The organism is Deltaproteobacteria bacterium, from assembly GCA_017302835.1.
Classification (GTDB): domain Bacteria; phylum Bdellovibrionota; class Bdellovibrionia; order Bdellovibrionales; family Bdellovibrionaceae; genus UBA2316.
Window position 1 is genome coordinate 15,252 of the sequence record JAFLCC010000024.1, and the last position, 26,913, is coordinate 42,164.

21 protein-coding genes and 1 riboswitch are annotated in these 26,913 nt (G+C 38.2%); of the genes, 7 read left to right on the forward strand and 14 right to left on the reverse strand.

The genetic code is table 11. The annotated features are described in order from the left end of the window. Positions 1 to 11: 11 nt before the first annotated feature. From J0M15_16065 to J0M15_16080, 4 genes are all read left to right on the forward strand, one after another. Positions 12 to 1,988: a protein BatD gene (locus J0M15_16065; GenBank protein ID MBN8538564.1), complete on the forward strand. Its 1,977-nt coding sequence runs from the start codon at positions 12 to 14 to the stop codon at positions 1,986 to 1,988. Further along, positions 1,985 to 3,997: a transglycosylase SLT domain-containing protein gene (locus J0M15_16070; GenBank protein MBN8538565.1), complete on the forward strand. Its 2,013-nt coding sequence runs from the start codon at positions 1,985 to 1,987 to the stop codon at positions 3,995 to 3,997. Before J0M15_16065 ends, J0M15_16070 begins: the two co-directional genes overlap by 4 nt. A 152-nt stretch (positions 3,998 to 4,149) precedes the next feature. Continuing rightward, entirely contained in the window at positions 4,150 to 5,643 is a 1,494-nt protein-coding gene (locus J0M15_16075; protein ID MBN8538566.1) for a transglycosylase SLT domain-containing protein, read from the forward strand. 166 nt (positions 5,644 to 5,809) lie between these two features. Continuing rightward, positions 5,810 to 5,892, reverse strand: a riboswitch (cyclic di-GMP riboswitch). 548 nt (positions 5,893 to 6,440) lie between these two features. Continuing rightward, positions 6,441 to 7,949, forward strand: coding sequence for a hypothetical protein (locus J0M15_16080; protein ID MBN8538567.1), 1,509 nt, complete (start codon positions 6,441 to 6,443; stop codon positions 7,947 to 7,949). A gap of 103 nt (positions 7,950 to 8,052) precedes the next feature. Here the strand turns inward: J0M15_16080 and J0M15_16085 are convergent, their stop codons facing one another. Further along, complete coding sequence (locus tag J0M15_16085) at positions 8,053 to 8,871, reverse strand: Mrp/NBP35 family ATP-binding protein (GenBank protein MBN8538568.1); 819 nt, start codon at positions 8,869 to 8,871, stop codon at positions 8,053 to 8,055. Positions 8,872 to 8,943: 72 nt separating this feature from the next. On the opposite strand from J0M15_16085, the gene J0M15_16090 reads away from it, so the two are divergent. Next, the gene (locus J0M15_16090; GenBank protein ID MBN8538569.1) at positions 8,944 to 9,306 is read left to right on the forward strand and encodes a hypothetical protein; all 363 of its coding nucleotides are present in this window, start codon (positions 8,944 to 8,946) and stop codon (positions 9,304 to 9,306) included. A 68-nt stretch (positions 9,307 to 9,374) separates the two neighbouring features. On the opposite strand, the gene J0M15_16095 is transcribed toward J0M15_16090, so the two are convergent. The 11 genes from J0M15_16095 to J0M15_16145 form a co-directional block, all read right to left on the reverse strand. Further along, a complete protein-coding gene (locus J0M15_16095; protein ID MBN8538570.1) occupies positions 9,375 to 9,800 on the reverse strand; it encodes a hypothetical protein in 426 nt (141 codons plus the stop codon). Positions 9,801 to 9,945: 145 nt separating this feature from the next. Beyond that, positions 9,946 to 11,058 (reverse strand): NnrS family protein, encoded by a 1,113-nt coding sequence (locus tag J0M15_16100; GenBank protein ID MBN8538571.1) that lies wholly within the window; start codon positions 11,056 to 11,058, stop codon positions 9,946 to 9,948. Beyond that, positions 11,048 to 11,632, reverse strand: a complete 585-nt coding sequence (locus J0M15_16105) for an SCO family protein (GenBank protein MBN8538572.1) — start codon at positions 11,630 to 11,632, stop codon at positions 11,048 to 11,050. Before J0M15_16105 ends, J0M15_16100 begins: the two co-directional genes overlap by 11 nt. Continuing rightward, positions 11,629 to 12,450 (reverse strand): formylglycine-generating enzyme family protein, encoded by an 822-nt coding sequence (locus tag J0M15_16110; protein ID MBN8538573.1) that lies wholly within the window; start codon positions 12,448 to 12,450, stop codon positions 11,629 to 11,631. Before J0M15_16110 ends, J0M15_16105 begins: the two co-directional genes overlap by 4 nt. Before the next feature lie 41 nt (positions 12,451 to 12,491). Continuing rightward, on the reverse strand, positions 12,492 to 13,877 hold the full coding sequence (nirK, locus tag J0M15_16115; protein ID MBN8538574.1) for a nitrite reductase, copper-containing: 1,386 nt from the start codon (positions 13,875 to 13,877) through the stop codon (positions 12,492 to 12,494). Between the two features lie 168 nt (positions 13,878 to 14,045). Continuing rightward, a complete protein-coding gene (locus J0M15_16120; GenBank protein ID MBN8538575.1) occupies positions 14,046 to 14,765 on the reverse strand; it encodes a Crp/Fnr family transcriptional regulator in 720 nt (239 codons plus the stop codon). Further along, positions 14,762 to 16,627, reverse strand: coding sequence for a VWA domain-containing protein (locus J0M15_16125; GenBank protein ID MBN8538576.1), 1,866 nt, complete (start codon positions 16,625 to 16,627; stop codon positions 14,762 to 14,764). The genes J0M15_16120 and J0M15_16125 overlap by 4 nt, the downstream gene beginning before the upstream one ends. Further along, a complete protein-coding gene (locus J0M15_16130) occupies positions 16,627 to 17,415 on the reverse strand; it encodes a CbbQ/NirQ/NorQ/GpvN family protein (protein ID MBN8538577.1) in 789 nt (262 codons plus the stop codon). Before J0M15_16130 ends, J0M15_16125 begins: the two co-directional genes overlap by 1 nt. Then, positions 17,412 to 18,743: a cbb3-type cytochrome c oxidase subunit I gene (locus J0M15_16135; GenBank protein ID MBN8538578.1), complete on the reverse strand. Its 1,332-nt coding sequence runs from the start codon at positions 18,741 to 18,743 to the stop codon at positions 17,412 to 17,414. Before J0M15_16135 ends, J0M15_16130 begins: the two co-directional genes overlap by 4 nt. Before the next feature lie 2 nt (positions 18,744 to 18,745). After that, complete coding sequence (locus J0M15_16140) at positions 18,746 to 19,441, reverse strand: c-type cytochrome (protein ID MBN8538579.1); 696 nt, start codon at positions 19,439 to 19,441, stop codon at positions 18,746 to 18,748. A gap of 276 nt (positions 19,442 to 19,717) precedes the next feature. Beyond that, positions 19,718 to 20,506, reverse strand: a complete 789-nt coding sequence (locus J0M15_16145; protein ID MBN8538580.1) for a hypothetical protein — start codon at positions 20,504 to 20,506, stop codon at positions 19,718 to 19,720. A gap of 145 nt (positions 20,507 to 20,651) precedes the next feature. Between J0M15_16145 and J0M15_16150 the strand changes: the two genes are divergently transcribed. Then, positions 20,652 to 21,422, forward strand: coding sequence for a hypothetical protein (locus J0M15_16150; GenBank protein ID MBN8538581.1), 771 nt, complete (start codon positions 20,652 to 20,654; stop codon positions 21,420 to 21,422). A 93-nt stretch (positions 21,423 to 21,515) separates the two neighbouring features. On the opposite strand, the gene J0M15_16155 is transcribed toward J0M15_16150, so the two are convergent. Then, on the reverse strand, positions 21,516 to 22,955 hold the full coding sequence (locus J0M15_16155) for an ATP-binding protein (GenBank protein ID MBN8538582.1): 1,440 nt from the start codon (positions 22,953 to 22,955) through the stop codon (positions 21,516 to 21,518). Between the two features lie 229 nt (positions 22,956 to 23,184). On the opposite strand from J0M15_16155, the gene J0M15_16160 reads away from it, so the two are divergent. Then, positions 23,185 to 25,767 (forward strand): leucine--tRNA ligase, encoded by a 2,583-nt coding sequence (locus J0M15_16160; GenBank protein MBN8538583.1) that lies wholly within the window; start codon positions 23,185 to 23,187, stop codon positions 25,765 to 25,767. 6 nt (positions 25,768 to 25,773) lie between these two features. Here the strand turns inward: J0M15_16160 and J0M15_16165 are convergent, their stop codons facing one another. Next, positions 25,774 to 26,475 (reverse strand): hypothetical protein, encoded by a 702-nt coding sequence (locus J0M15_16165; protein ID MBN8538584.1) that lies wholly within the window; start codon positions 26,473 to 26,475, stop codon positions 25,774 to 25,776. Positions 26,476 to 26,913: the final 438 nt, after the last annotated feature.

Here is a 26,913-nt window from a genome sequence, read left to right on the forward strand (position 1 = left end):
TGAGACCTGGGATGAAGAAGAGCTTTTGTCGTATTCTCTTTATTCTTTTTGCAATGACTTTTTTTTTCGTCAAAAAGGCGCACGCACAAGTTATTGTTCAAGCTCAGATTTCGCAAGATAAAGTCGGTATAAATCAAGCCTTTGAATTAGAGCTGAGCGTGACGACGACATCACAGGCAGATATTGGCAAACCAACGCCTCCGCAAATGAAGGAAGTAGAGGTTCAAGGATCCAATCAACGCACTCAAATTTCAACTCGGATGCAAGCTGGTGCGAATGGGATGGAGTATGTCACGCAAAAAACAGTTCAATACAATTATGTTTTAGTCCCCACCAAATTAGGAAAAAGTGTCATTGGGTCTTTTGAAGTGGAGGTCGATGGAAAGAAGTACAAGACCTCGCCTATCCAAATTGAGGTGAGTCAGTCAATGCAAGGGAAACCACAATTAAAGCAAGGTCAAAATCGCCGTGGGCAGCCATCTCCGTTTGATGAGGAGCAGGATCCCTTCATGCAAATGGACCGCATGGAAGAAGAAATGTTTAACCAATTATTAAGACGAAGAGGAATGCAAAACCCCCTCCGTCAAGAGGATGAGCCAACTTTTCAAGGAAACGAAAAAGAACCTCAATTTCGTTCAATGCCCAAAAATAATGACGAGGCTTTTTTTATTCAAGTCGAAGTTGATAAAACTGAAGTTTATGAGGGAGAGCAGATTCTTGTGAGTTGGTACTTACTGACTCGTGGGCAGTTAGAAAGCTTAGACAGAACTAAATTTCCTGATTTAAAAGGATTCTGGAAAGAAATTATTGAGGAAGTTCCTGCGATCCAATTTTACCAAGAGGTCATCAATGGTGTTCCATTTAAAAAAGCCATGTTGGCTCGTCATGCTTTATTTCCATTTAAAGCTGGGGAAACATTTATTGATGAATTTAAAATCAAGTCGAAGGTTCGACTCCCTCAGCAAGGATGGGGGTTAAATACTAAATCCTATGAGTTTACCAAGTCTTCACAACGGGTCAAAATTTCTGTTAAGCCTTTGCCGTCAGAAGGTCGCCCCGCCAATTTCACCGGTGCAGTTGGTAAGTTTCAAATTAAATCAAACATTCAGGGGTCTGAACCGATAGCCCATCAGCCAATTAATTTAAAAATTAGATTTGAGGGTAGTGGAAATGCAAAGGGATTAGAATTGCCACCTATCGTTTGGCCCGAGGGATTGGAATTATTTGAAGTCAAGAGTGATTCAAAATTTTTAAAAAATGGGCAAAGTTTTAAAGAGTTTGATGTGATTTTAATTCCAAGAAAAGAAGGATCCCTCACGATACCAGCCATTGAGGCGAGTTTTTTTAACCCTGAAACTGGAAAATATTATACCGAAAAATCAGAAGTGATCCCCTTACAAGTCCAACCTGGCAATCCACAAAACAATGAAAATACTTATCGCATGGGGAAAAAAGCAGAAGGGGCAAAAGAGGTACATAAGCAGACTTTACCAGATCCGATACAGGATTTACAGGGGTTTGATCGTAGAGATTTCCCAATGGGAATTATTTGGATGGGGATTTATCTTTTAATTTTAGTGTTTTTTATCAGCTATTCAGTTCTTTCTTTTGGTTGGTGGAATCAGAAAAGAAGTTTTAAAAAAGAATTGCAGAGAAAAATTAATCAAATAGAAATAAAATGGGATAAGTCTTCTACTAAGCAAAATTATGTTGAGGTGACCAATCTATTTTATTTTGCTTTAGGGGTTCTTGCCGGAGAAGCTGGAGGAACTCAAGAAATGACAAAATTGATGGACAAAATGCCATCAAGTATGAGGCGCCAATATGGTAAAGAGCTCATAGAGCTTTTTGAATATTTTCAAACTTTAAGTTTTGCCCCAGATCATGTCATCGCAGAGGTTGAAAAGAATTCGGATGTAAAAAAACAATTTGAAAAAGTAAAAGTGCTGCTGTCCCTATGCGCGGAAGCCAGGCAAAACAAAACATGATACCAATTAAGGTAGACTTTTGTGCCTTCATCTATCATGCCTTGGTAAGTAGCGCTTTGATCTTTTTAAGTGTCACTCCGGCACCAGCGGAAGTGTTAGAGTTTCCAAGAGATTTGAACCACATAAAATTTTTGAATTTATACGAGCTAGAGAGTAAAAAGAAATTACATCCCTTGAGCGCCTGGCGAATTTTGGAGATTGAAAGAAACTATTCGGAGTGTCTCAAAAAAGCCCCGTCGCTTTTTCAAAAAAATAAGAAATTGCAAGGATGGATCATGGCGGTTTGGGCCCAGTGTCAATTAAAAGAATTAGAGATTCAAAAAGATTTAAAATTTTTTAATTCCTTTTTAAGTACTTTAGAAAAGAATCAAGAGTTGCTTGATTCTGGTCCATGGAAAAATTCCTTACAAAGTCTTAGCCAAAAGATTTTTCTTTGGATAATTAATTCTGAGGATAAAACTAAGTCAGAATTTTTTTATCCAAGAATTAAGAATTTTATTTTTAATAAATACGTCTCATTTAATGGGGAATTGAAAAAATGGGCACACAATCAAACAGAAAAAGAATTCCCTGGTTTAAATCCAAAAGCTAAAAAAGAAGAAAAATTCAATTCAGAAAATATAATACCTTTAAAAGCAAAAGAGAAACTTTTAAACCTGGATCCTTTTTTGAAAAATCAAAACATAGACTCCTTTAAGGTAGATAAAGAAGTTCTTATGGAACTGTTAAATCAATCTTACAAAAAAATGGAATATCTAAATTTAATTCAGGTTTCCAGTCAAATTGATAAGTATATTCAATTTTCCCATTCCTATCCAAATTTTCTGCTGATGTTGGGAAGGTCTCATCAATTTACGGGTGGCTATGAACAGGCAATTTATTATTTTCAAAAAATAATAAATGATTATGCTGAAGCCGACGAAACTCAAGAGGCTTTGTTTCGCTCTGGTTTAGTTTACATGCGGCTTAAAAATTATAAAGAGGCCAAACGATTTTTTGAAACTTTGAATTCATTAAAATTAGACAGATACGACATTACGGGAAGGTACTGGTGGTTAAAGTCTTTGGAGCTAACAGATGATCCAAGGTTTTTATCAGAGAAGAAGAGTTTTGTATTTGATTATCCTTATTCATATTATGGCCTCAAACTTCAAATTGGAGCCGAAGAAGAGACATCAAGTGTTTTTAAAGATGTCTCGAAAATTCCAAATTCAAAATGGGAGGTTCTTGGAGAGGTCGAACAGGGTTGGAACCGTTTTAGGGAGTTAAGTCAAAGAGGCTGGCTTATAGAGGCACAAAGTGAAGCCGCTAACATTCCAGTTCCAACAAATCCTGTAAATATTTATTATTTTAGTGTTCTGATGTCGAAGGCCTTTCAACATCCGCTTTCAGTTAAGTTGATGAATCAATTGTTAGAGCACACTCACGATATTAGAAATATAGAGATGCTAAAAAGCATTTACCCTTTGACCTATTCTCAAAAAATTAAAATTGAGTCTGAAAAGTACAAGATTAATCCTGTTCTCATCATGAGTTTGATTCGCCAGGAGAGTGCGTTTGGATTGCGGGCTTTATCTAGTTCGCAAGCCGCCGGCCTCATGCAAATGATTCAACCCACAGCCTTAGAGGTAGCTGGGAAACTCAAATTAAAAATTCAATTTCCTGAAGATCTCTATCGACCTGAAATCAATATCCCAATGGGTGTATTTTATTACGGTGAGGTATTAAAAGAGTTTAATAACCATGTCCCCTTAGCTCTTGCGGGTTACAATGCTGGACCCCATAAAATTAAAATATTTGTTAGTTTAAGAGATGAAACAAGAAAGATCATGAATGAAAAGTTAGATGCTCTTTCTAGTGATTTATGGATAGATGAAATGCCTTGGTCTGAAACTACAGGGTACGTTAAATCTATTCTCAGAAACTCGCTGATTTATCAGCTAATCCAAGGAAAATCTCTAAGTAAAGAGCCTGACTTTTGGCGAGATTTAGTAGTCATTACTCAATAAATGAATTTTGCGAACGAGATATTTGCGTTGAAAAACGAAAATTAATATTCTAAATTTTGAATATGAAAAGTATAAAAATTATCAACGTCAAAAAAAATCAATTACTTTGTCTTTCTCTTATATCGTTGTGGTTAGTTTCCTGTTCTCATTTGATGGAATCAAGTAAAGAAGTTCCAACCACGACACCAACAGCCGTTGATGTTAGCAAAGCAAGTACAACAGTGCCTGCCGCTGAACCCACCAAAGTGGATCCATCTGGACCCGGTGTGGATTCAAATAAAGGCTTAACTTCTTTTCACCTTAACGAAGATAAATCCACAGCACCTCCTGTTGCTGAATTTGATTCCATTCCCTCGGAGGTAAATCCTTTGGTGGATAAATGGATTGCCTACTTTCAGGGGCGTGGTCGTCCTCACATGGAAAGATATTTGGCACGTTCCACTCGTTACGAACTTTTAATGAAAAAAGTTTTAAGAGATAATGGTTTGCCGGAAGATTTATTTTACATAGCCCTTATTGAATCAGGCTTTACCTCCAGCGCCACTAGCCATGCGTCGGCAGTTGGTTATTGGCAATTTATCAGAGGCACGGGAAAAAGATATGGCCTGGAAATTAATAAATTTGTGGATGAACGCAGAGACCCCGTGGTGGCCACTCAAGCGGCCGCAGATTACTTCCGTGAACTTTATAAAATGTTTGGATCTTGGTACCTTGCAATGGCTTCTTACAATGTAGGCGAAGGAAAAGTCCGACGTGAGTCTGTAAAAAATGATACCAGAGATTTTTGGGAAATTGCCAAAAAGAAACGGTTACCTAAGGAAACAGTGAACTATATTCCTAAATACATTGCCGCCAGGATGATTGCTAAGAATCCTGATAAATATGGCTTTGATGGCATAGATTACATGCCGCCTATCGAGTTTGATTCGATGACATTTGATGCTCCCATAAACCTAAAACAGATGGCAGAGAAAATGAATTATAATTATGAAGATTTGAAAGCATTAAATCCAAAATTCAAAGGAGAAGTGGCAACTCTTTCAAATAATAAATTGAGTTTAAGAATTCCCGTTGGTTCCATGGAGCAGGCCAAAATAGCGGCAGCTGAATCGAAAGTTGATAAAGTAGAATTCATTGCAGACACAGGAAATACTCAAGTTTACAAAATTAGAGGTGGAGACTCGCTTCACACGATTGCTAGGAAATTTAGAACCACGGTAGCCTATTTACGAGATCTAAATGATCTTCCAAGAAAAAAGAAATTACGAGCAGGATCACGCATTTTTGTCCCAGATCGTTCGAGAGCTCAACAGCGAACTCAAGTGGCAGTAAGTCAAGCGGCCAAACAAGAACATCCAGCTCAGGCGAAAACGGAAATTTTATCTGACGGTTTGGTTAAATACTATATAGTTCAAAATGGAGATTCATTATTTAGTATTGCTCAAAAGTACAATACCTCTGTACAGACTTTAAAAAAAATAAATCAAATTCGTAGAGGAAGAGTATTAAAAGTGGGAATTAAATTAAAACTTCCAAATGTAGCTTCTGAAAAAGAATCAAAAGATAAAGTAGAACCAGTAGTAAACACTTTAGATTCGTCACAGAAAAAAGTAAAGAAAACCCATCTTAAAATTGTTAAAAGATAAAAATTTTAATTTAAAGAAGATACTTCGAAGGTATTTTGAAAATAAAAAGTCTACAGTTATCCTTCATGATATTCTGTAGACTAAGGGGAATGAAACCAATCCATGAATATGTTTTTTTGTTTTGATCCTTCCATTTGTCACTCCGAATTTCCCTCGGGTTCTTACCTTTGGTAGCTGGCTGGCTTTGAATAAACATTAGCCCCTATAGCTTTGCGTCTTTATCTTTCGATAAATTTGCCTTGAGGCAAAGGAAGGTAAAACCAATTAAGGTTATTTACCTCTAGGAAACCTCCTTTATTTGGGCGTCGTCTTCCGTTTGACTTTCAGATCCAATATTTCAGAATCTTATCGCTTACGTTCTATCATCATTGATAGGATATGAGTTCATCATACTATAAGTAGAGAAAAAATCCATAAAAAAATTATAAATAGACTGTAATATCATATAGTTGTATCATTTTGATAATTCTGTTGATGGTTGTTAGCCATCAACTTGATCCTCAAGGGGATGGCGTCTTAATTTTGGTAGAAATTCTTTTAGAGAAAATCCATAATGATTTTTTTATTTTTAATTCCAAAGCTGCACACAAGCCAAGTATCGCTTGTTCAAGCATTTCCACCTTTTCTGTTTCTATTTTACTCCGAAGTTTTTTAATCAATTCATCTACTTTAATGTAGTTACATCTGTCTACTTTAAATACACCCCTGCGCCAATCTATCCTACTCTCCGTAAAACCCTCCTGCAACGTTCAATACTCTCAATAAAAAAAGGCATGCTCTTTGCTCAATCAAATTATATGATAAAATTGTATCTTCAATTGATGGTTTTCATTTTAAGCTTGGTTATTGGGACTGTTGTACCGGCATCTGCGGAGAACTCTTGCACGAAAATATATTCTACTCGTTCGACTCAATTTGACAGACACTGGTTAGTCGATATTGAAGAAAAGTATCGAAACGCTCGAGATTCCTTGTACCAAATAAACTCTTTTTGGCCTGAATCACCAGACCCGTATCACAAATGGGCATACCGCTTAGCCGTGCGCCATGCAGCAGGGGAAGACCACGCTGTACTGGCCCAAAAGCATTTGGGTTTTGAACTTTTGAAAGATAAATATAGCTCTGTGGTGATGCGTCCACCAAAGAGTCTAGCTCTCTTTATTAAAAATTTTGAAAAATGGAAAAAGGAAATTCAAATAAAACCTGAAGATAATCTGGAACTAGTGTTTATCTTCATCAAGTCCAACCTGAATCGTCTCCCAACCAAATTTGACGACTACCTCATTGTTAGAGCCAGCGAAGCTCATAAGCCAGGAGTATGGCCAGATCCTGCCCTCTATAAAAATATTTCTGATTCCTACTTTAATTCACAGTTACCTCCCAATGTTTTTATTGAACTGTTTAGTAGAGGTTTATTTCAAGTGCCCGGCGGAGTTTTCTTCGATCACGAGGTAGCCCATCTAACCGAACTTCTTTCTCAATCTGCCCAAGGAAAAGATTCGTTGATCGCCCAAATTCGTCAATATGGTTATCGGCAAAGGCAGAAAAAAACAATTGATGAAAAAAAGAAATTTCGAGAATCTCTACTCTTTGAATTTTTCGCCTTACCTGAAATTACGAAATCTGATCAAATTGAAAAATTAGCACGGCAATACGGCTTTTCTAAGGGTGCCACTTTAGAGACTTTGGTTAAATCCATTTCAAATAAATTATCAGCTCTACCCCAAAGTGAAATGTTGACCACTGTTGAAGCTTTTGCAAAAAACGTCTCTCCGCTTATTTACCGTCAGGGTGGCGCGAGCCGCGACAGCTACGGTTTTTATGAAAATCATGCACATTTTAGCTTGCATAATGTCATGTTGGAAGAAAATGGAATTCAGGTTCCGCCGGACCCTGAAGTAAATCTCTTAAGTCCACGACGTGTATCAACTGATTCTTTGATAGGTTATCTTCGCGATCTAGAAACTGGATTTCCAGAATTACGCAATTCGAGATCTCTCTCGACAACCCTTTATTATATGGAACACAGTTGGTCCCCGAAAATGAAAGTCAGCCCAGAAGAGTATCGACGGATGGCGGTTCATTTTTTCGCTGCTCGAATGTCGCGAATACTGATGGCCCTCACGACGGCTCTTGATCTCGGTTTAACCCCTGTCCAAACGCATCGCGAAGGTCTATCTGAAAGATTCAACCCGAATTCAGCTCTGGGACAATACTTAGATAGTTACTTACCAAAAAATTCTCCAATCAGAGAAGCATTCAACTTAATAAAAAAAGAAAAACGAAAAGACCTCCCTAACAAATGATCAGCAGAAGTATGGGTAATTACTCGCCGAGATAAAAAGTATTTTTCAGTATCTGAAAGGCTCGTATAATTAGCACTTCTGAAATAGAAAGTGCTTTGTTAAATTATTTGCTAACAAGCTCTGAAATCCTGATGGCTATGGCTTCAAATTCTTTGCTTTCGGCGCTTTCAGGGTGGGTTTCTATCACAGGGATCCCCGCTTCAGAGGCCATGCCGATGGAAGGGTTAAAGGGAACCTCTCCAATTTTTTTGATATGTTTGGCATCCATATACGAAGTTAACTCACCTTTTGGAAAAAGTTGAATTTTTTCTCCATTAAGAGGGTTGAGCATGTAGCTCATATTTTCTACGATACCTAAAATAGGAACTTGAAGTCGTTGAAACATATCGATCGCTTTCTTAACGTCAATAAGAGAAATATTTTGCGGGGTGGTGACCACAACGGCCCCGCTTAAGGGAACTTTTTGTGCCAAGCTCAGTTGGACATCGCCTGTTCCTGGAGGTAGATCGACAATCAAATAATCAAGTTCACCCCAGTCGACATCACGGAGGAACTGGTCCATGGCTTTAAAAAGCATAGGACCACGCCATACTACGGCAGAACCTTCGTCAATCAAGAACCCGATACTCATGAGTTTTATTTTATACCGTTCAATAGGAATGAGTTTTTGCTCGGGTGTGATGGCTGGCTTTTGATTAAGACACCCTATCATTCTTGGCAGGCTTGGACCGTAGATATCAGCGTCTAATAAGCCCACCTTGAATTTTTTTGATAAAGCAAGCGCTAGGTGAGCACTCACGGTAGATTTCCCAACGCCGCCCTTGCCAGAGCTCACTGCAATAATGTGTTTCACATTGGGAATCTTTTTTTGTTGATCAAAAGGGTTTGGGGACGATGAGGCTGTAGAGTGAGGTGTGGTCATAGGTACCTTTCTGTTAAAAAGAGCTATCCGACTCTTGAAAAAATAACGCAAAATGGTGATAATATCAGTAGGATGAATAATCAAGTACTGTTGATTATACAATTTATATTTTCATTAATTTTTATTTGGTGGTTTTTGTCAAAGCGAGGACGAACGCCTCATCCGACGGTATTGAATTTAGAAAAAGATCTAGAAGTCCAGAAAGAGTTGAGAAATGTCAAAAAAATAGAGGGCTCGCCACCAAAGTCCCTTAATGTCATTTTTATGTGGAATGGGCATACTTGGGATGCCTTTGAAGTTTTAGGACTCGCTGCAGGGTCTTCGATGGATAAGGTGAGACAACAATTCGAATCTCTTCATGTCAAATCAGATTCGGGGCAAAGAAAGTTTTTGGAAGAGGCCTACAATTCAATTCGGGTTAAATATAATCCATAATATGTAGTCCATAATATGTAGTCCATAATATGTAGTCCATAATACAAATTTGGTTTTTATTTTATTTGTTATTCTTGAGGTTTCTCAGAAACGATTTCCTCTTTTTCTTTGGTCTTCTTTTTTAAAAGGGTATCGTGCCGATTGTGGTCATTCAGAGATTCCTTATGAGGAAATTTTAACTGACCCTTATGGCAAGTAAAACAACTGGCTTCTGGCTCACCATTGGTGCCACTTAATCCGTTTAATTTTAATAACTCAACTATTTTGAAATGTTTTTTAGAAATTTGATAAGATTTTTTTAAGGAATCAGAAAAGTTATTTAAGACATGGCATTCTGTACAGGTAACACCTAATTGTCTTGAAATCACAATCATCTGTTGCCTGACTTCTTCCTCGGTAAGAATGATTTTCTCCACTACTTGAGACTGAGAAATATCGGGAGTGAATAGGGGGAAAAAAACAACAAGAAGGATTCTCTTAAGGTTGAAGTGCATCCCCTAAATTTACCTTTGACTCAACAAAGTGGCAAGGGTCTGGGGGGTTTCTGCTCTTAGGGCCAGGTCAGTGGTTGCTCTCCTATTTGAGTCATGGTGTAAAATCTCATAAAACGAGCGTAACTTCTGGGACCCCTGTTCACGATCAGAATCGTAAGAGTTCCTTTAAAAATCGAATCGACCAAGTCAAAAGGGCAGCAATAAATAAGAAAATTGAGAGACTCAGGAACAGGCTAGTCAAAGAAGTTCCAGCGAAAACTCTGAAAAGGGCAGCAAGACCAAAAAATAAGAAGGTCATGACGATGGCTTTAGAGTCAAGTTCTGGAGCCGTATTCTGTGGACCGTGGGCCAAGGTGACCCTCGTTGAGATCATGAGAGTGATCAAAGCAAAACCACCAATATAAACTAAATGTAACAATGGCAAAGAAATTTCCGATGTTAAACCTAATCCAACATAGCCTAGGATCATAAGTAAAACAGAGCTTCTGATTCCCCAGCCAAGAAAGGATCTGGTGGCTGGAGGGAGCAGGAGTTTAAAGTTTTTGATGGCAATAAAAATGAGGACGAGGGCTTTTAAGAAATTACCAATTTGAGGATTGACTAAAAATTCTATGTAAAAACTAGAGTTGAGTAAAACCGCCATAATAAAGAATTCAAGGTATTTTGTTTTTACAGTGTTCACGTCAGGAGGGATAGCGGCTGGAACCCTGGTGATGACGGGAATCAGTCTGGATCCAAGTCCACATATTAAATTCAAAATAAAAGCTTGTCCTGAAAAGAAATAGAAGAGCTGGTAGTTTTGATTTTGGCTAGAGATAAAGAACCAAGCTCCGACAAAAGCTGAAAGAAAGGCAAAAGGAATAAAAACAAAACCTTCGAAGGGTATTTGTTGCCGGTGTCGAATTCTTCTTAAAATAAAGAATAATAAAAACAGAATTTGTATCAGGTAGAGGTAAATCGAAAGGAGAGTTTCGTTTCTTAAATTTAAGACCCATTGAAGAATCACCATGAATATCGCAAAAAATAATTCAACTGTTTTTGGACTTTCCGTTCGGGTCATTTTAGGAATCGCGGTCATTAAAAAGCCAGCAACATAGGACCAGATAAAACTAAAAAACATTAAATTTCCATGGGCCTGTCTTGGAAAAAAGGAAATGAATCGAGTTTGAAATCCCAGCCAAAGCAAAACTCCAAAGAGAGCCGAAAGTAACCCCATGGAAAAAAATATCGAATAGGGCTCGAGTTTTTTATTTTCCATGGCTCTCTTCCATTTTTTTCATGAAGAGAGAGGTGTCTTCATTCAGGCTTCCAAGTCTAGAAATAATATTCCCTTGAATATCCAAGGCGGTGATCACATTCGAGTGGACAAAGTCGCCATCACCGATATCTTTATAGTTGACCCCTAATACATTAGCCAGTTCTCTGACATTAGCCTCATCTGAGGTTGAAATCATTGTCCAGATTTGAGGATCTAATTCCTTTTTTTGAATATATTTATTTAAATCTTTTGGCCGGTCTTTTTTGGTATCAAAAGAGGCAAAAACAATTTGATAATTCAATATTTTTTTTAATTTGAGTTCGGTTTCTATTGTTTTCATTTTTGAAATAATCAAGGGGCACGAATGGGCGCAGCCGGTATACCCCATGGTGATTAAGACGAGTTTCCCTTTAAAGGTATTTAGTTTTCTCTCTTTGCCCGTATGATCTGCCCAGGTGCTATTTAATTGGTAGATGGAATCCTGACTCAATTTTTCCTCTCCATTTTCCCCTCCAAAACTAATTGAAGAAATAAATAAAAAAAGAAAAATCAAAATACTCATTGTGTTATTCATTTGTTTAATCCTATTTCCTGCTTTACGCATCTGAAACCTAAATTCCAGATTGAAGATTTTGCTTTTAAACTAGAGCGAAATGCAAATCTCATAAAAGATGAATAATTTTCTTGATCATTGCTGTTCATCCCTCCCGCGCCACAAAACAGGTCTTTATTAAATGAGGTGTCCTCGCGGCTTTCTCCGGTAACAAAAATGGAATTAAAATCTTCGGTCCATTCCCAAACAAGGCCATGTAAATCCCAAACGCCGTAGACATTCTTATAAATACTCTTTGTAGTCTTTAAATTTCCATTTTGAGGTTCGCCGTACCAATCTAGAATTCTTTTTAAAAAAAGTTTATCTTTAAATGCAGATTTTTTCGTTTCCGAAGCTTGGGCCATAAATTCCCATTCGTTGATTGTGGGAAGACGCATTTTCAAAGAGCCACAATAGGCCTTAGCCGCAAACCAAGAGACCCAAGTGATGGGTGCTAATTTATTTTCAGAATGAATTGATTTTAAATAACTATCATCCGTATACAAAGAGGGGACGTTTTCTTTTTTCCATTCAGGATTTTTTTCTAAAAACGTTTCGAACTGACCCACTGTGACCTGTGAAATCATGGTTTCAAATCTTTTAATGGGAATGAGCCATTTAGTTTTATCAGCTGGGTTACTTGTTTTGTTTTTCTTTGAAGAAAGTGAACTTTGCCAAAAGGGTTCAAGCTTTCCGCCAGGAATAGCAACCATTTCAAAAGTCCCATTTTTAACAGCTTCTGAAAATGAATAAACCACCTGAAAAAATATTAAAAATAAAATTTTAACAGATGGTTTCACTTTGTTCTCAATTCTCAATTCTCAGTTACTTTAAGTCATTATTATTTAACAGAACTCACTTGTTTAGGTAAAATCGTCTTTTTTGAATTTCCCCAAGAATGATAAACGTAAGTTAACACATTGGCAATGTCTTCGTCACTTAAGCTTAAGGAAGGCATCACTCCATCGTATTTATCTCCGTTGACTTTGATACTTCCACTGAGGCCTTTTTTAACTACAGAAATAACTTTATTGACATCATTCTTTAAATAATCAGAGCCGGCCAAAGGAGGGAAAGCTCCAGAAACCCCTTTGCCATCAGGTTGGTGGCAGGCCGCGCAGTTTTGCGTGTAGACATTTTTCCCCATAGAGATTCGATCCTCCAGGGTTTTTGCTGTGGTTGGCTCTTCTTTTTCTTTAACTTGTTGAATAGCACCACCTTCAGGAAGATAAACATTATCAGCAGTTTTGCCAGAGAATATGGTTTTATCTTCAGCGCCTATAGCTTTCATAATACCCAAAGAACCTTTATTGAAAGTTCTAAAGATGGAGTGATCCACTAAAATATAATTTCCTGGGACGTCTATTTTATACTCTACAATGGCAGAACCGCCGGCAGGTACAAGAGTTGTTTGTACATTGGTCTGAAATTTATCCCCACCCTCTGTATAAACTTTGTCAAAGATTTCTCCGATAACATGGAAAGAGGAAACTAAATTTGGTCCACCGTTTCCAACAAATAAACGCACTGACTCCCCAACCTTTGCCTGTAGCGCTTTCTCGCCAGTGAGGGATCCGACAGAGCCATTGAATAAGACATAGGTAGGTTTTTCATCTATGGCTTTTTCCATATCAAAGGGCTGATAGCCTTGTTTTCCATAGCTTCCTTTTGTGTAGAAATCTCCCTGCATGACATAGTATTCACGGTCCACTTTAGAAAGACCCTCTTTGGGTTCAACCAGAATTAATCCGTACATCCCATTCGCAATATGCATTCCAACAGGGGCCGTAGCGCAGTGATAGACGTACAACCCTTTGTTTAAGGCCTTAAATGAAAAAACACTTTCATGTCCTGGAGAAGTAAAAGAAGCAGCCGCACCGCCCCCTTGGCCTGTCACTGCATGCAAGTCAATATTGTGAGGCATTTTGTTTGCGGGGTGATTCATCAAGTGAAACTCAACCTGATCCCCTTCTTTTATTCTAATAAAACTTCCAGGCACGGTTCCACCATAGGTCCAAAAAGTGTATTCCACGCCCTCAGCAATTTTCATCTTTTTTTCGACGACTTCTAATTTAACAATCACTTTGGAATTATGAGTCCTCGTGATGGGGGGTGGCACTTCCGGTGGAGAAGTTAAGACGGCATTTTCTTCGCCTTTAATGGGAGCCTCGGTTAGTCCCGCTAAAGACAAAAATAAAACGAAAAATCCTAGTTTGATAGCTTTCATAAAAAACTCCTTGTTTTGAACAGTTCACTTTACGGTCTGTTAAGGAGAATCGTTTATGATCTATGTCATCATGAACCTCTGAATTGAATATTAGAATTTTCAACTGTGCTCTAAGAGCCTATCCCCAAAAGGTCCAACGAAGTAGATGACCTTTTGGGGGTTGGCTCTCTAAGGAATTTCATTCAAGTGTTCTATGATTTTATCAACTTTCAAAATAAAAATTTGTTGATCAACGGTTTGAATAACTCCCTGCTTGGACCAATCACTCATAATGCGAATCACTGATTCGACAGAGGCACCCAAAGAATCAGCAATCTCTTTTCGAGTCATGGGTAATTTAACTAAAGCATTGCTTTTGACATCGTTTGTGGCGATCCCTTTTTCTGGGTCTTTATCAATGAGGTGAATGAGCAAGGAAGCGATCTTGTGTGATAATGGGGATTTCGACATGACTTTTTGTTCTTGTAACAGATTCATTCGGTTCGATAGCATATTTTGCACTCTTAAAATTAATTCCGAATTTTTTTTCCATAAAGTGATATAGTTTATCTTTGGAATTTTTAAAAACCGAGAAGGTCCCATGGCGATAGCAGAAACAGGATAGAGCGGTGACGGCTGAGCCATAATAAAAGCAGCCAGAGCTTCTCCGGGGGTGGCAAAGTGAACGATAACATCTTCACCAAGAGGTGAAGGTTTTGTTAGTTTGTAGGCACCACTTAAAATAATTCCAAAAAAATGGGCCTCTTTGCCGTATTGAAATAATAACTCTCTGTGGTTAGAGCTGATGATTTGACCTGAATGACATAACTCTAAGATTTGATGTTTTTCATAATCAGCGAACAGTTCAAAACCTGCCAGTTCATTCAATGCGGCTTCAATGGCATTCATGATTTTAAGCTCCTCATCAGTTTAAAAATAAGACGGTATAATTCCTGAGGTAATTTTTCAGGAGAGCTCAACACCGTATAATAATTAAACATCTTTGGAAAGAACTCTTTTGACTCTTTATCTATGGTTAAAGCAAAGGGGAGAATTCCCGAATTTTCGGCTTCGGTACAAGATTTTTTTATATCAGAGACCCCATATCTTCCTTCGTAGCCATCAAGATCCGTCGGTTTGCCATCGGTAATGAGGATCAATAATTTTTTCTCTGCTTTATAGTTATGAAGTTTTGATATAGCGTGTCTTATGGCTGGCCCAAGACGTGTGTACCCCTTTGCTTGAATTTGATCTGCAGAACCAAAATAATCTGACCATGGTTGATCTTCTTCTTTGTAGATTTGGTAATAACAATGGTGGCGAGTCTCACTATAGGTTCCTGCGACTTGGATATGAGGAATCAGCTCATCAAAAATCAAACCCATTAAGCCGACGGAATCAATGATGACATCAAGAACTCTTTTATTTTGAACCCAGGAATCGGTTGACATGGATTGATCAAAGAGAATCAAAATAGCCAGTTCCTGCTGGGACTTCCATTTTTTGGAGTACCATCTTTGATTTACGGAAGTACTTGCTTTGAGGCTAGCAAAGTCATGTAAAAAACTATCAAAATCAATCTCTTCGCCTTCGTATAAACGGTTTTTCCATAGGGGATAATTTATAAGACTGGCCAACATTTTTTTCCAATGAGAAATTTCTCTTTGATGAGTTTTTGTTAAATTTTTTTCAAAGTGTGGAGTTGTTTTAGAGGTGGCCTGAGTTCTTTCTTTTTGTTCAATGAGCAAGCAATGGTTTGGCAAATAGTTGCCAGCTTTTAAATTCCATTCGGGATAGGAAAAATGTTTTAATCCCGAGACGGGCGTCGTTGGGAGGTTATCGGGTATCATCAGCAAACCTTCCGCAGAGTAGACAGACTTGGCAGCTTCGCCGCCTCGGGTGACCTTTGATAAAGACAACTCATCGAGGGCGTGATGATGTTCTTTCAATTGATCCTCGCCAGAGTCAAATCGGTAACCACCCTGGTATTCATCAGCTGTTTCTAGTTTTTCAAAAGAATGAGTTACCGGATTGGCTTTTTCCTTTTTTATGTCTACATATTCAGTCACCCCACTGTTTTTCTTTTTGAGTTCTGTGGTGGCCTGATCGTAATGGTTTTTTGCAGGGGACTCTGTCGTTAGGTTTGAGAAAGCAAAGGCATTGCGAGTTTCCTCAAGTTCCAAACAGGGTAGGGTGTAAAAAATAAAATCAGGGATTTTTTCATTTGTTTTAATTGTTTTTGGGATGGAAAAATTTAATTCAGAGTCCTTATTTCTTTTGAGAAAGTTGGCTTGCCAAAGGTGAAAATGTGCCGTTTTTTCGAGGGAGCTCATGTCGTCGAAAATTTCATTTTGCAGTTTATGAAAATTGGCAAATTCCTGATCTAAATAACTATTGAGAATCCCTATTTTTTGAAGTGTTTCAAATCTCAAAGTCAGAGGGCTGGAGGTAGAACTGAAAGAGGGAGAGTGTTTTAAATTTAATCTCTTTGCCGTAGCGGAGAGTAGGATTAAATTTAGATAAACTTTTTTATTTGCCTCAACGTGGCCAAAGAGATCAACTTTTTCTGGTAAAAATAAAGTATTCTGATTCAAACCAATAAAATCTTTAGAGGCAGAAAGGAAAGGGACTTGATTGCTTCCAAATACAGCGCTTGCTATGGCGCTTAGGTACTTGCCGTGCTTGCAAAGATCAAATTGGGAGCGACTGTTTTTGTTTTGACGTTGATAACGATTTAATACTTTTTCAAAAAGTTTTTCTAAGAGATCCATTAAAGGCTCAGGTCAACAAGATCTTTGAGGGTTTGAATCACCTCTGGGTCATCGCTAAGAACTTCTGCGATGCTTGAGTAACAAGCCCGCCGAGGGTTCATGCCATCTCTTATCAAAATAGCTGCGTAGACCAACAAGCGTGTCGAAACAGTTTCTCTTAAGTTTAACTCACTCAGGTTCCTGATTTTTTCAGCGAGTTTAATGAGTTTTAATGAAAGGTCTTCAGATAATCCGGTTCTTTCGCAGAGAAGTTTGACTTCAGTGTCGCGGTCTAAATAGGTCATCACTAAATTAATAAATCGTTGCCGGGTAGAAGGTTTTAATTCCTTAAAACCTTTCTGATAACCTGGATTAAAGCTTGCAACACACATAAAAGAATTCGACGCTGAAACCACTTCGTTCACTCGATCTAAATAGATTTCTCTTCGATGGTCCGTGAGGGGGTGCAAGGCAACGATCACATCTTCTCTTGCTTCTGCCAACTCATCTAAATAGAGCAAGGCCCCTTGACGAACAGCTCTTGTGACGGGGCCATCTTGCCAAATCATTTCCGAGCCTTTTAAAAGAAAACGTCCCAATAAATCCGCACTGCTGGTATCCTCATTACAGGCCACTTTAACCAAAGGAAGTTCTAATTTTTTTGCCATATAGCTAACTAATTGAGATTTTCCACATCCCGTAGGTCCCTTTAAAAGCAAAGGTAACCGAGAGCGAAAGCATCTTTCAAAAATTTCGATCTCATGATGAAGGGAATAAAAAGAGTCAGTTAAAGATAAAGGACTCGTCATTTATGACTGACTTCCCCAACGGGTTTGCCAAATCGGATAAAGTTCCAAATATAGGCCATAATTCCAAGAGTAAATAAAGAGGCAGCCAAAACTAAGCCCAAAAAATGCACTTCAACTTCTTTTTGAACACTCAGAAAATCCATGCCAATGCGTCTTTCAAGGTAGACCTGTGCCACTCCGGCAATACCGAGCGCGACAGTCATGGCGGTCATTCCAATATTAGAAGTCCAAAAGGCAAAAATATTCATTGCCGAATCTTGTAATTTTCGGCCTGTCATGAGAGGCATGGAGTAGGTAATAATAGCTAAAACCAAACAGGCATAGGCTCCCCAAAAGGCCATATGTCCATGCATGGCCGTGACAAGGGTTCCATGGGTGTACAGATTCACCTGGGGTATGGTATGAGCAAAACCGAGGAGACCGGCACCCACAAAGGACATGATAGCACAACCTAAGGTCCACAGAAGTGCCGTTTTATTTTCCGGCATTCTGCCACCTTTTTTAGCCATAGAGACGGCGTAGATAGCCATGGCAAAAAAAGCGATGGGTTCCAGAGCACTAAAAACGCCACCAATCATCAGCCAATATCTGGGAGTTCCAATATAATAATAGTGATGACCCGTGCCGAGGATTCCAGAAAGAAAAGTGAAACCCACAATGATGTAGAGCCATTTTTCAATAATTTCTCTGTCAACCCCTGTCAGTTTAATCAATAGGAACGACAGGATGGCTCCCATAATTAACTCCCAAACACCTTCAACCCAAAGATGCACTACCCACCAGCGCCAGTAAGAATCCATGGACTGGTGGTCTGTATTTATCATTCCAGGCAAATACAAAAGGGCAGTCATTAAGAGCCCAAAGAAAAGAACGGAACTGGTTGTTGTGTATCTTTTTCCTTTCAAAATAGTTCCGCCGATCAATCCTATGAATAACAAAACATCCACAACCACAAGGTAATCTAAGGGTCTTGGAATTTCCAAAAATTTGCGACCTTCCCACCAATTAAAGTGAAAACCAATAATCGCAGTCACACCCACAACCACAAGGGCAATCAATTGAACGTAGGCCCACTTCACGGAAATTAATTCTCGATCCGCTTCTTCAGGGATAATATAATAGGCAGCGCCCATAAACCCAGCGAGCAGCCACATAACTAATAAATTAGTGTGGGTTGCTCTGGCGGCATTGAAGGGGATAATGGCATGGAGACCATCAAAACCCATGTGGGCAAAGCCCATCAAAAAGCCATAAACTAATTGCAATGAAAACAGCAGCATGCAAACGGCAAAAAACCAATAGGCGACTTTTTGGGATTTGAATTTCATAACTATTTTCCTCCTTCTTTAAGTTGAGATAGATATTGAACCAGTTCAGAGATTTCGGTTTCGGTCAGAGGCAGTTTGGGCATTTTGCTATCAGGCTTTACAGCTTGAGGATCAGAGATCCATTTCCTCAAATAATCGGAATCAAATTTGCTGCCGACGCCATCAAGTGCTGGGCCAACTTTGCCACCTTGCTCTTGAACTGCATGGCAAGCCACACATATCTGAGTGAACACCACAGGTTTCATGGCGGAGGTATTTTCCTTAGAAGGTCCGTTCATGGCGGTCAATGTGGGTTTTGGAGGAAAGCCATTTAAGTCCATTTCGCCAATCCATTTTAAAAACAAAGTGAGATCCGAAATTTCTTGATCAGAAAAATGATAGTTCACCATTTTTCGATCATTGGGGTACATCTTTTGAGGGTCTTTCAGTATGAGCTTAATGAAATTCTCACCACGTCTTTCATAGACTTTAGTGAGTTCCGGCGCATAGTAGGCCCCTTCCCCTAAAAGAGTGTGGCAACCCATGCAATTATTTTTATCCCACAAGTGTTTCCCTCTGATCACTTCGGGAGTGAGATTTTCAGACTTTGTCTGAGCCGGAAGGCGCTGAAATGTATCCAGCGTTAATCCAATAAAAGCAGCCGAACAAAGTGCCGTACCAAATAGAAAAAAAGCTTTAGCTTGTGATTTTGATAACATATTTTACCTACTCGTTTCCGCAAATACCACAGCAATTAGAATGTTGAGGTATCGATTTTTTTGTAATAAAAACTTCCCACAAATCAGTTGATAATTGTTTAGAGGTCCAGTTTGAATTTGGAATTTTTGCTTTATCAAACGATCAAAGGCACGAAAGTCTAAAACAGTATCCATTTGCCACCCTCCCTCAAAAAAGGAAGCTTACTTTTTAAGTAAGAAGTGGGGGTATGATTTAAATCATTAATGTGTTGAAATTACTTAGTAGCGTTGCGGATTCTATTCTTTTTTCTTAGTAAAGATCATGACCGCTGTCCCTTGGCTTTTACAAATTTCCTCTTCTTTAAATTCAAGAAGAAGTCTATCTTGATGATTGTTGTCTATAAAATGGTAAACGGCGTAGTCACGTTGATTCTCCTTTTGGAGATAGCCGGAGCTATTAAAATATTCAGGCAAATCATTTTTAATGAAAGTTCCTAGAGCTGCCATTAATCCAACCATTCCCGGAATCGAAAATTTATAATTTAAAATATCATTTTCATTTTCTCCGCAACGAAGGATTTCTTGATAATTAATTTTTTTATCAACCAAGGAGCCTTTCATTGTGTAATAAACAATTCCATTTTCTGAAATCTTTTCTAAAAGTTGTATTTTCGATTTAAACCAAATAATAGGGGATTGAAGGGTGTTTTTATTTAATTTGCAACTGCTACCTAACACAGCTTTTTCAAGATAACGTTCAGGAATAATTCCTCCAGGCGAAGAATCTCTATTCAAAGAATCTCTATTCATTTTAGAAGAGATTTTTAGTTCCACATCAGGATAAAAAACCTGAGGATCTGAGTCAATTAATTGAGCACGAAAATATTCAAATGTTTTACCTTGGTTGTTTCGTTGCCTGCAATAGAGTTCATGCTTTTCCCAAATGCCATCAAGCCCATCAGCAGGAATTGGATCTGGCTTCAAAATGGGCTTCTCTGTTGAAAAACCAGGTGAGAAATTTTTAGACAAATCTTGGGATAAAACGTTTATCGAGAATAATAAAAAGAATGTAAGGATAGGGTTCATCGAATCACCTCAGCTTTCCAGATCTATATGAATCAGATCTATTCGAATTTAGGGCCAAGCTGGCGACCTATAAAATTTTTCTGACAAATAAAACTGTCTAAAATACAAACAAAGTCTTCATTTAAGTCACTTTCGAAGATTCTTTATGATTCTGAGTAATCCTTTGTTAAAGAAGGTGGTGCCACTAAAGACGTTTGATTGGACGGTCACAGAGCCAGGTCATACGGAGATGGACACGGTAGCCCACTGTGGGTACTCGATGAGTGGGATATTTGTGTGGAGTTTGACGATAACAGATGTTTTTAGCGGCTGGACTGAAAATGGCTCGATGTGGGGAAAATATGGCAGAGGGGTATTGGAAATAGTAAAGGAAGTGGAACTGAAGCTTCCATTCAAAATCCTCACGGCAAGTGTGGATAATGGGAATGAGTTTTTGAATAATGTTTTAATTGATAATTTTGGAAGCGAAGAAATTCGCGGAAAAAACACCATCAAAATACAGAGAGGGCGACCTTATAAAAAGAATGATCAATGCTATGTAGAGCAAAAAAATTATACTCACGTTAGAGAACTTTTTGGATATGAGCGATTTGAAAAAAAGGTTTTAGTTTTCCTAATGAACGATATTTATCAAAATGAATGGAGATTATTGCAAAACTTTTTTGTACCCCAAATCAAGTTAACCCAAAAAACAAGAGTTGGATCAAAGTACAAGAGAAAGTATTCCAAACCAATCACACCTTATCAGAGATTATTAGACTGTGAGTCCATTACAGAGCAAACCAAGCAAGACTTACTAGAGCAGTACAAAACACTCGACCCATTTGAACTTAAGAAAAATTTAGAAAAAAAGCTAAATCAAGTTCATGAAATAATTAAATCAACCGAAAATACTCATAAAAAGGGGGTCTCTTGATAATGAAGAATAACTCAATGCTCCTTGGTAACATTGTTAGACGATTAAGTACGCTTCCAAAGACGTTTATGGTCTCTTTCAAATCTAGACCTATCAAGCTTCGTCACCTATATCTAGTAATTTTTCTACGGGAATTATTTTATCAAAGAAATCACTTTCAATGACTGAATTTGAAACCGCTCCCAAGTGAATAAGGTGGTTGAAGATAGTAAAGCCCTTGGGTTTTTTAAGATTTTTATTTTTTAATTTAACCTCATCAACAACGGATAATTCAATTGCAGATCCAGATTTAATCTCGCAGAGATGAAGCACTCCACGCTTACATTGAATTAATAAATCAATTTGAAGTCCGTTTTTAATTTTAGTTTGTGTCTGGAAATAAGGCCCTAGATTTTCAATGGTATTTACATCAATTTTGAGCACGTTCATCAGACTGGATAAATTGTTGATGATAAGGTTTTCTAATTGTAAGGCGAAGATAATGGGCCATTGAATGATTTCTTTATTGTTAAGTTTGTGTGGCAGGCCCTGAATTCTATTCTTTTTGGGGTATACATATTTTAAGTAAAATCGGGTGTAATTGTCTATAATCCGGTATTTGTAATTTTTCGAATTTCCCCCTTTAAAGTTCCAAGAATAAAATTTTTTAATAAAACCAGCCTGTTCTAGATCGAATAGATAATCGGTGGAATCACCATTTAAAGGCAGATTTAATGATTTAGTAATTTCATTTAAAGTCATTGGTTTTTTATTAAGTTGCAAAAGAATTTTTTTATAGAGATCATTTCTCTTGCCAAAAATATCATTAAAAATAGTTTCAAATTCTGTGAAAAAAAAGCCATTCACATTCATAAAGAAATAATTAATCGTGTGTTCAGCTGATTCTTTGGGGTTAATCTCTTCAAGATATTTTGGTACCCCTCCCGTGAGACTCAAAAATTTTATAATTTCAGTCGTTTTAATTTTCTTATTTCTTTCAACTAAGAATTTTTTTGCCTCAAATAAGCTTAATTCTTTGAGGAAAATTTCGCTGGAGATTCTGCCGACAAAACCTGTATTGTTAAGGATATTTCTTTGAATCCAACTAGAAACAGAGCCACAGAGAATAAGTAAAATGGAAGCGTTTTTTCGGTTCAATAGATCGCAGGTATTTTTAAGCTTTCCAGGGAAGTCAGGATCTTTTCCTCCTAGCCATGAAATCTCATCTAATAGAATAATGATCTTATCTTTCTGGCAAAGTTTTTCTAATTGCCCAAGCCCCTCGCTCCAGTCTGAAAACTGAATAGATTTTATTCCTAGATATTTTGCATAGGATTTTGCAAAATGATTTAGTTGGTCTTTATTCGTCTGTCCCTCCCTCGGGGACAGGCCCTGAAACTCATAGAGTCTACAATCCATTTTTTTGGCAAAAAAATGGATCAATGTGCTTTTGCCGATTCTTCGGCGTCCCTGTACTGTTACAAGGCCAAAATGAGGTCGAGAATAAATTTCTTCAAGCAGAGCTAATTCAGATTTTCTTCCTAAAAATGACATTTAATAAATCCTCTGTAAAATGATTTTTGTTAAAATACAGAGCAATATATACTTTAAGAAAAATCCTCTGTAAAATGATTTTTGTTAAAGTATAGAAGAATCAATAGAGAGCTGAATCGGATCAACGCGTTGGAATATCGTTGATCTTGCATTTTAGAGGGTATTGGATTTAATCTCAATTCAGCAAACTCGCGCTTAGATAATATCTGATTCATCTGGAGGATAACAAATGGCCAAGTACAACCCTCAACGTTTTGAAAAAAAATGGCAGACTCGATGGGAACAAGAAAAGGTTTATCAAACAAAAAACCCTGGAGAGCTTGGATTTGATCCTCAGAAGCCTTCTTATTACATCCTTGATATGTTCCCCTATCCTTCAGGTTCGGGTCTTCATGTAGGGCATGCAAGTGGTTATATAGGTACTGATATTATCGCGCGACGGAAACGGATGGATGGTTTTAATGTTTTGCATCCGATGGGTTGGGATGCCTTTGGCCTGCCCGCCGAGCAGTATGCGATTCAGACGGGGCAGCATCCCAGAGTGACGACAGAGCAAAACGCGCAGACCTTTCGCAAGCAATTGAAGAATTTAGGATTGAGTTATGACTGGGATCGTGAAATCGATACCAGCACTCCAGAGTACTATCAATGGACTCAATGGCTTTTTTTAAAATTATATGAAAAAGGATTAGTCTACCAAAAAGAAGTCGCTGTGTGGTGGTGTGAGGATTTAAAAACCGTCTTAGCGAATGAGGAAGTCATCGGGGGACGCTCCGAAAGAGGAAATCATCCTTGTGTGCGTCGGCCCTTAAAACAGTGGGTTTTAAAAATCACGGAATATGCTGACCGACTGATTTCTGATTTGGATCTCTTGGACTGGCCAGAAAGTGTCAAGAAAATGCAGGTAGATTGGATCGGCCGGTCAGAGGGCGCTGAGGTCGATTTTCCTGTTGAAGCTTCTGAAAAAAAGATTCGAGTTTTCACCACCAGACCTGATACCTTGTACGGAGTGACGGCCGTGGTGCTTTCCCCCGAGCATCCCTGGAGTCGAGAATTAACCACTCAAGCCCAAAAGCCTGTGGTTGAGGGTTATATTTTCAAGGCGACTTCAAAATCCGATCGAGAAAGAAAAGCTGAGGCCAAAGAAATCACTGGGGTTTTTACGGGGAGCTACGCATTCCATCCTCTTTTGCCTCAGAAAAAGATTCCAATCTATATTGCAGACTATGTGATTGCTGAATATGGAACAGGAGCGGTGATGTCCGTTCCTGCCCATGATGAACGCGATCATCTCTTTGCCAAAACTCAGGGCTTGCCACAGATTCGTGTCGTCGTGAGTGAAGGGACGCAGTCATCAGGGGTTGCTTGCAGTGACGAACAAGCTTGCTTTACTGAGGATGGAAAGTTGCAAAACTCAGCTCAGTTTTCAGGTTTGACCTCAGAGGTGGCGCGTTTGCAAATCACCTCAGAATTAGAAAAGGTGGGACTAGGAGAAAAGAAAATCACTTATAAATTGAAGGACTGGGTTTTTTCACGACAACGTTATTGGGGTGAACCGTTCCCTTTGTCCTTCGCTCCTGATGGATCGATCGTTCCCGTTCATGAATCAGAGCTCCCGGTGGAATTACCAGATATGAAAGATTTCAAACCAAATGAGGATGGCTCGGCTCCGCTAGCTCGGGTTCCTGAATGGGTGCAACATACTTCCAAATCATTGCCTGGAGTGCCTCTATTGCGCACCACAGACACCATGCCTGGTTGGGCAGGGTCTTGTTGGTACTACCTTCGATTTATGGACCCGAATAATGACAAAGCACCTTTTTCTCAAGAAGCAGTTAAGTATTGGGGAATGGTGGATCTTTATGTGGGAGGAACTTCCCATGCGGTCATGCATTTGTTGTACGCTCGATTTTGGCACAAAGTTTTTTATGATTTAAAATTAGTTCCCCATCCTGAGCCCTTCAAAAAACTTTTCAATCAAGGCATGGTCACCGCCTTTGCCTTTAAAGATTCTACCGGACGTTTGGTAACCTCCGATGAGGTGCAAGCTTCTGGTGCGGAATGGATTCGAAAATCCACCGGCGAAAAAGTGGAAAGGTTTATCACCAAAATGTCCAAGTCCCTTCGGAATGTGGTAAACCCAGATGAAGTGATTGAGTCCCACGGGTGCGATGTCTTACGAGCCTATGAAATGTTTATGGGCCCTCTCGATGATGAAAAACCCTGGACAGATGAGGGCCTTCCTGGATGTGAGAGGTTTTTAAAGCGCGTTTGGAATTTTTTTCATGAAGAAAATGATACCCTGAAAAAGCAATTTTTAAAACACGATGACCAAATGTCTACGGATCGGTTAATTCTTGAGCGAGCTTTTCATCGGTGCTTAAAACGAGTGAATGATTCTTTCATCAATTTTAATTTCAACACGGCTATTGCAAGCTTTATGGAGTTTTTAAATACGGCCGTTGAAAAATCAAGCGCGATGAATCGTCAGCAAGCAGAAAACTTTCTTAAAGTTCTGTCGCCATTTTGTCCTCACTTGGCTGCCGAAATTTGGCAGGAATTAGGACATCAGAAAGTAATTGATTATGAATCGTGGCCTCAACTTAATCCTGCATTTCTTGAAGATACCGATTTCGAGCTAGTGATTTCAGTTAATGGTAAACCCAGAAAGCGAGCCCAGGTGGCGCGAGGAACAAACAAGGAAGCCTTAGAGAAGATTGCCAAGGAGACTTTGGGGGATCTGATCGCAGGAACGACGATCCTTAAAGTGATCATCGTTCCAGACAAGTTAGTGAATATCGTTGTTAAATAAATCAGGTTAGAGGTATAGGTTTTTGAAGAAGTAGGGTGCGAAATTACTTAAAGGACCATTTTGATTGGGATTTGAGAATGTTTTATCATCCCTTCTGTTCAAGATGTCATTTATTATTTTATTATCATATTTACTTTGCTCCAAGAATTCAGCAATTACTTTTAATGTTCCTGAACTATCGTTAATTTTAAGAGCGGTTTGAATTTCTGAAGTATCTAACGTGTATTCTAATGCTCTTGATTTAGAATTAAATTTAACGCAGATAAGTTTATAATCAACTATTTGATTTTCAGAAACCTGAGTATTAAAGTCGTGTAAATTTGCATATTTTATATCCCCATTAATTACAATATCTCTAATTTCTAAAACCTTTGGTGTTATAACGACACGGTTCACTTTTGAGATATCATTTGAGGGAAATGTCTGTGGGTTAAAATATTTGCCATCCGGTTCAATAAAACAAGACGTCTGCGCAGAAATTGTGCTAGGGACAATTCTACCTCCACTTAAGTTTAAGCTTGGTACTTTATACGTTATTGCTTCGTCAGAGGAAGTAGTTAAATCTTTATAAGCTTGGTAACTATTATTTTTATCAATATGAGCATAGGAATATATTAAAATCCTATCTTGTGACTTAATATCTGCCGCATGCAGATTAAAACTCGAAATTCCAATTATAATACTTAGCAAATAATTATAATTCTTCATGGTTAGTCTCCTATGGTTATTAAAATAATTGTTAAAAACTTAAATCAAAGTGAATCATTCAGTCTAAACTTATAATTAATATCACTCGAATTAATATCATTTGCATAACTGATACCGTTAAAGACTAACCCTAAAAATAAAATTAATTTTAATTTCAAATTTCTTTCAGAATTGTCCATCTATATGAAATAATTTAAATAAATGGAAAGTTTCATTGTAAATAGGCTCGAACAGAAGTCTTATTTGAATTTTTGATGGGATATAAGATAGCGAATTGTCACTGGTTACTGTCTAAAATGATGACAAATAAAAGCCTCTTTCTTCTTTTTGTGGGGATAGGGGTTTAATTGGATTCAGGGTCATACTTCCATTGCAGGGCAAAACGGCTGTTTAGGTAGCCAACTTTTTGCATTATTTTAAGCTTAAAATACTCCATGT

Excerpts from the sequence above, each read along its gene's own strand:
- J0M15_16065 (MBN8538564.1), top strand. The coding sequence starts at position 12 with ATGAAGAAGAGCTTTTGTCGTATTCTCTTTATTCTTTTTGCAATGACT.
- J0M15_16070 (MBN8538565.1), top strand. The coding sequence starts at position 1,985 with ATGATACCAATTAAGGTAGACTTTTGTGCCTTCATCTATCATGCCTTG.
- J0M15_16075 (MBN8538566.1), top strand. The coding sequence starts at position 4,150 with ATGGAATCAAGTAAAGAAGTTCCAACCACGACACCAACAGCCGTTGAT.
- J0M15_16080 (MBN8538567.1), top strand. The coding sequence starts at position 6,441 with ATGATAAAATTGTATCTTCAATTGATGGTTTTCATTTTAAGCTTGGTT.
- J0M15_16085 (MBN8538568.1), bottom strand. The coding sequence starts at position 8,871 with ATGACCACACCTCACTCTACAGCCTCATCGTCCCCAAACCCTTTTGAT.
- J0M15_16090 (MBN8538569.1), top strand. The coding sequence starts at position 8,944 with ATGAATAATCAAGTACTGTTGATTATACAATTTATATTTTCATTAATT.
- J0M15_16095 (MBN8538570.1), bottom strand. The coding sequence starts at position 9,800 with ATGCACTTCAACCTTAAGAGAATCCTTCTTGTTGTTTTTTTCCCCCTA.
- J0M15_16100 (MBN8538571.1), bottom strand. The coding sequence starts at position 11,058 with ATGGAAAATAAAAAACTCGAGCCCTATTCGATATTTTTTTCCATGGGG.
- J0M15_16105 (MBN8538572.1), bottom strand. The coding sequence starts at position 11,632 with ATGAATAACACAATGAGTATTTTGATTTTTCTTTTTTTATTTATTTCT.
- nirK (MBN8538574.1), bottom strand. The coding sequence starts at position 13,877 with ATGAAAGCTATCAAACTAGGATTTTTCGTTTTATTTTTGTCTTTAGCG.
- J0M15_16120 (MBN8538575.1), bottom strand. The coding sequence starts at position 14,765 with ATGAATGCCATTGAAGCCGCATTGAATGAACTGGCAGGTTTTGAACTG.
- J0M15_16125 (MBN8538576.1), bottom strand. The coding sequence starts at position 16,627 with ATGGATCTCTTAGAAAAACTTTTTGAAAAAGTATTAAATCGTTATCAA.
- J0M15_16130 (MBN8538577.1), bottom strand. The coding sequence starts at position 17,415 with ATGACGAGTCCTTTATCTTTAACTGACTCTTTTTATTCCCTTCATCAT.
- J0M15_16135 (MBN8538578.1), bottom strand. The coding sequence starts at position 18,743 with ATGAAATTCAAATCCCAAAAAGTCGCCTATTGGTTTTTTGCCGTTTGC.
- J0M15_16140 (MBN8538579.1), bottom strand. The coding sequence starts at position 19,441 with ATGTTATCAAAATCACAAGCTAAAGCTTTTTTTCTATTTGGTACGGCA.
- J0M15_16145 (MBN8538580.1), bottom strand. The coding sequence starts at position 20,506 with ATGAACCCTATCCTTACATTCTTTTTATTATTCTCGATAAACGTTTTA.
- J0M15_16150 (MBN8538581.1), top strand. The coding sequence starts at position 20,652 with ATGATTCTGAGTAATCCTTTGTTAAAGAAGGTGGTGCCACTAAAGACG.
- J0M15_16155 (MBN8538582.1), bottom strand. The coding sequence starts at position 22,955 with ATGTCATTTTTAGGAAGAAAATCTGAATTAGCTCTGCTTGAAGAAATT.
- J0M15_16160 (MBN8538583.1), top strand. The coding sequence starts at position 23,185 with ATGGCCAAGTACAACCCTCAACGTTTTGAAAAAAAATGGCAGACTCGA.
- J0M15_16165 (MBN8538584.1), bottom strand. The coding sequence starts at position 26,475 with ATGAAGAATTATAATTATTTGCTAAGTATTATAATTGGAATTTCGAGT.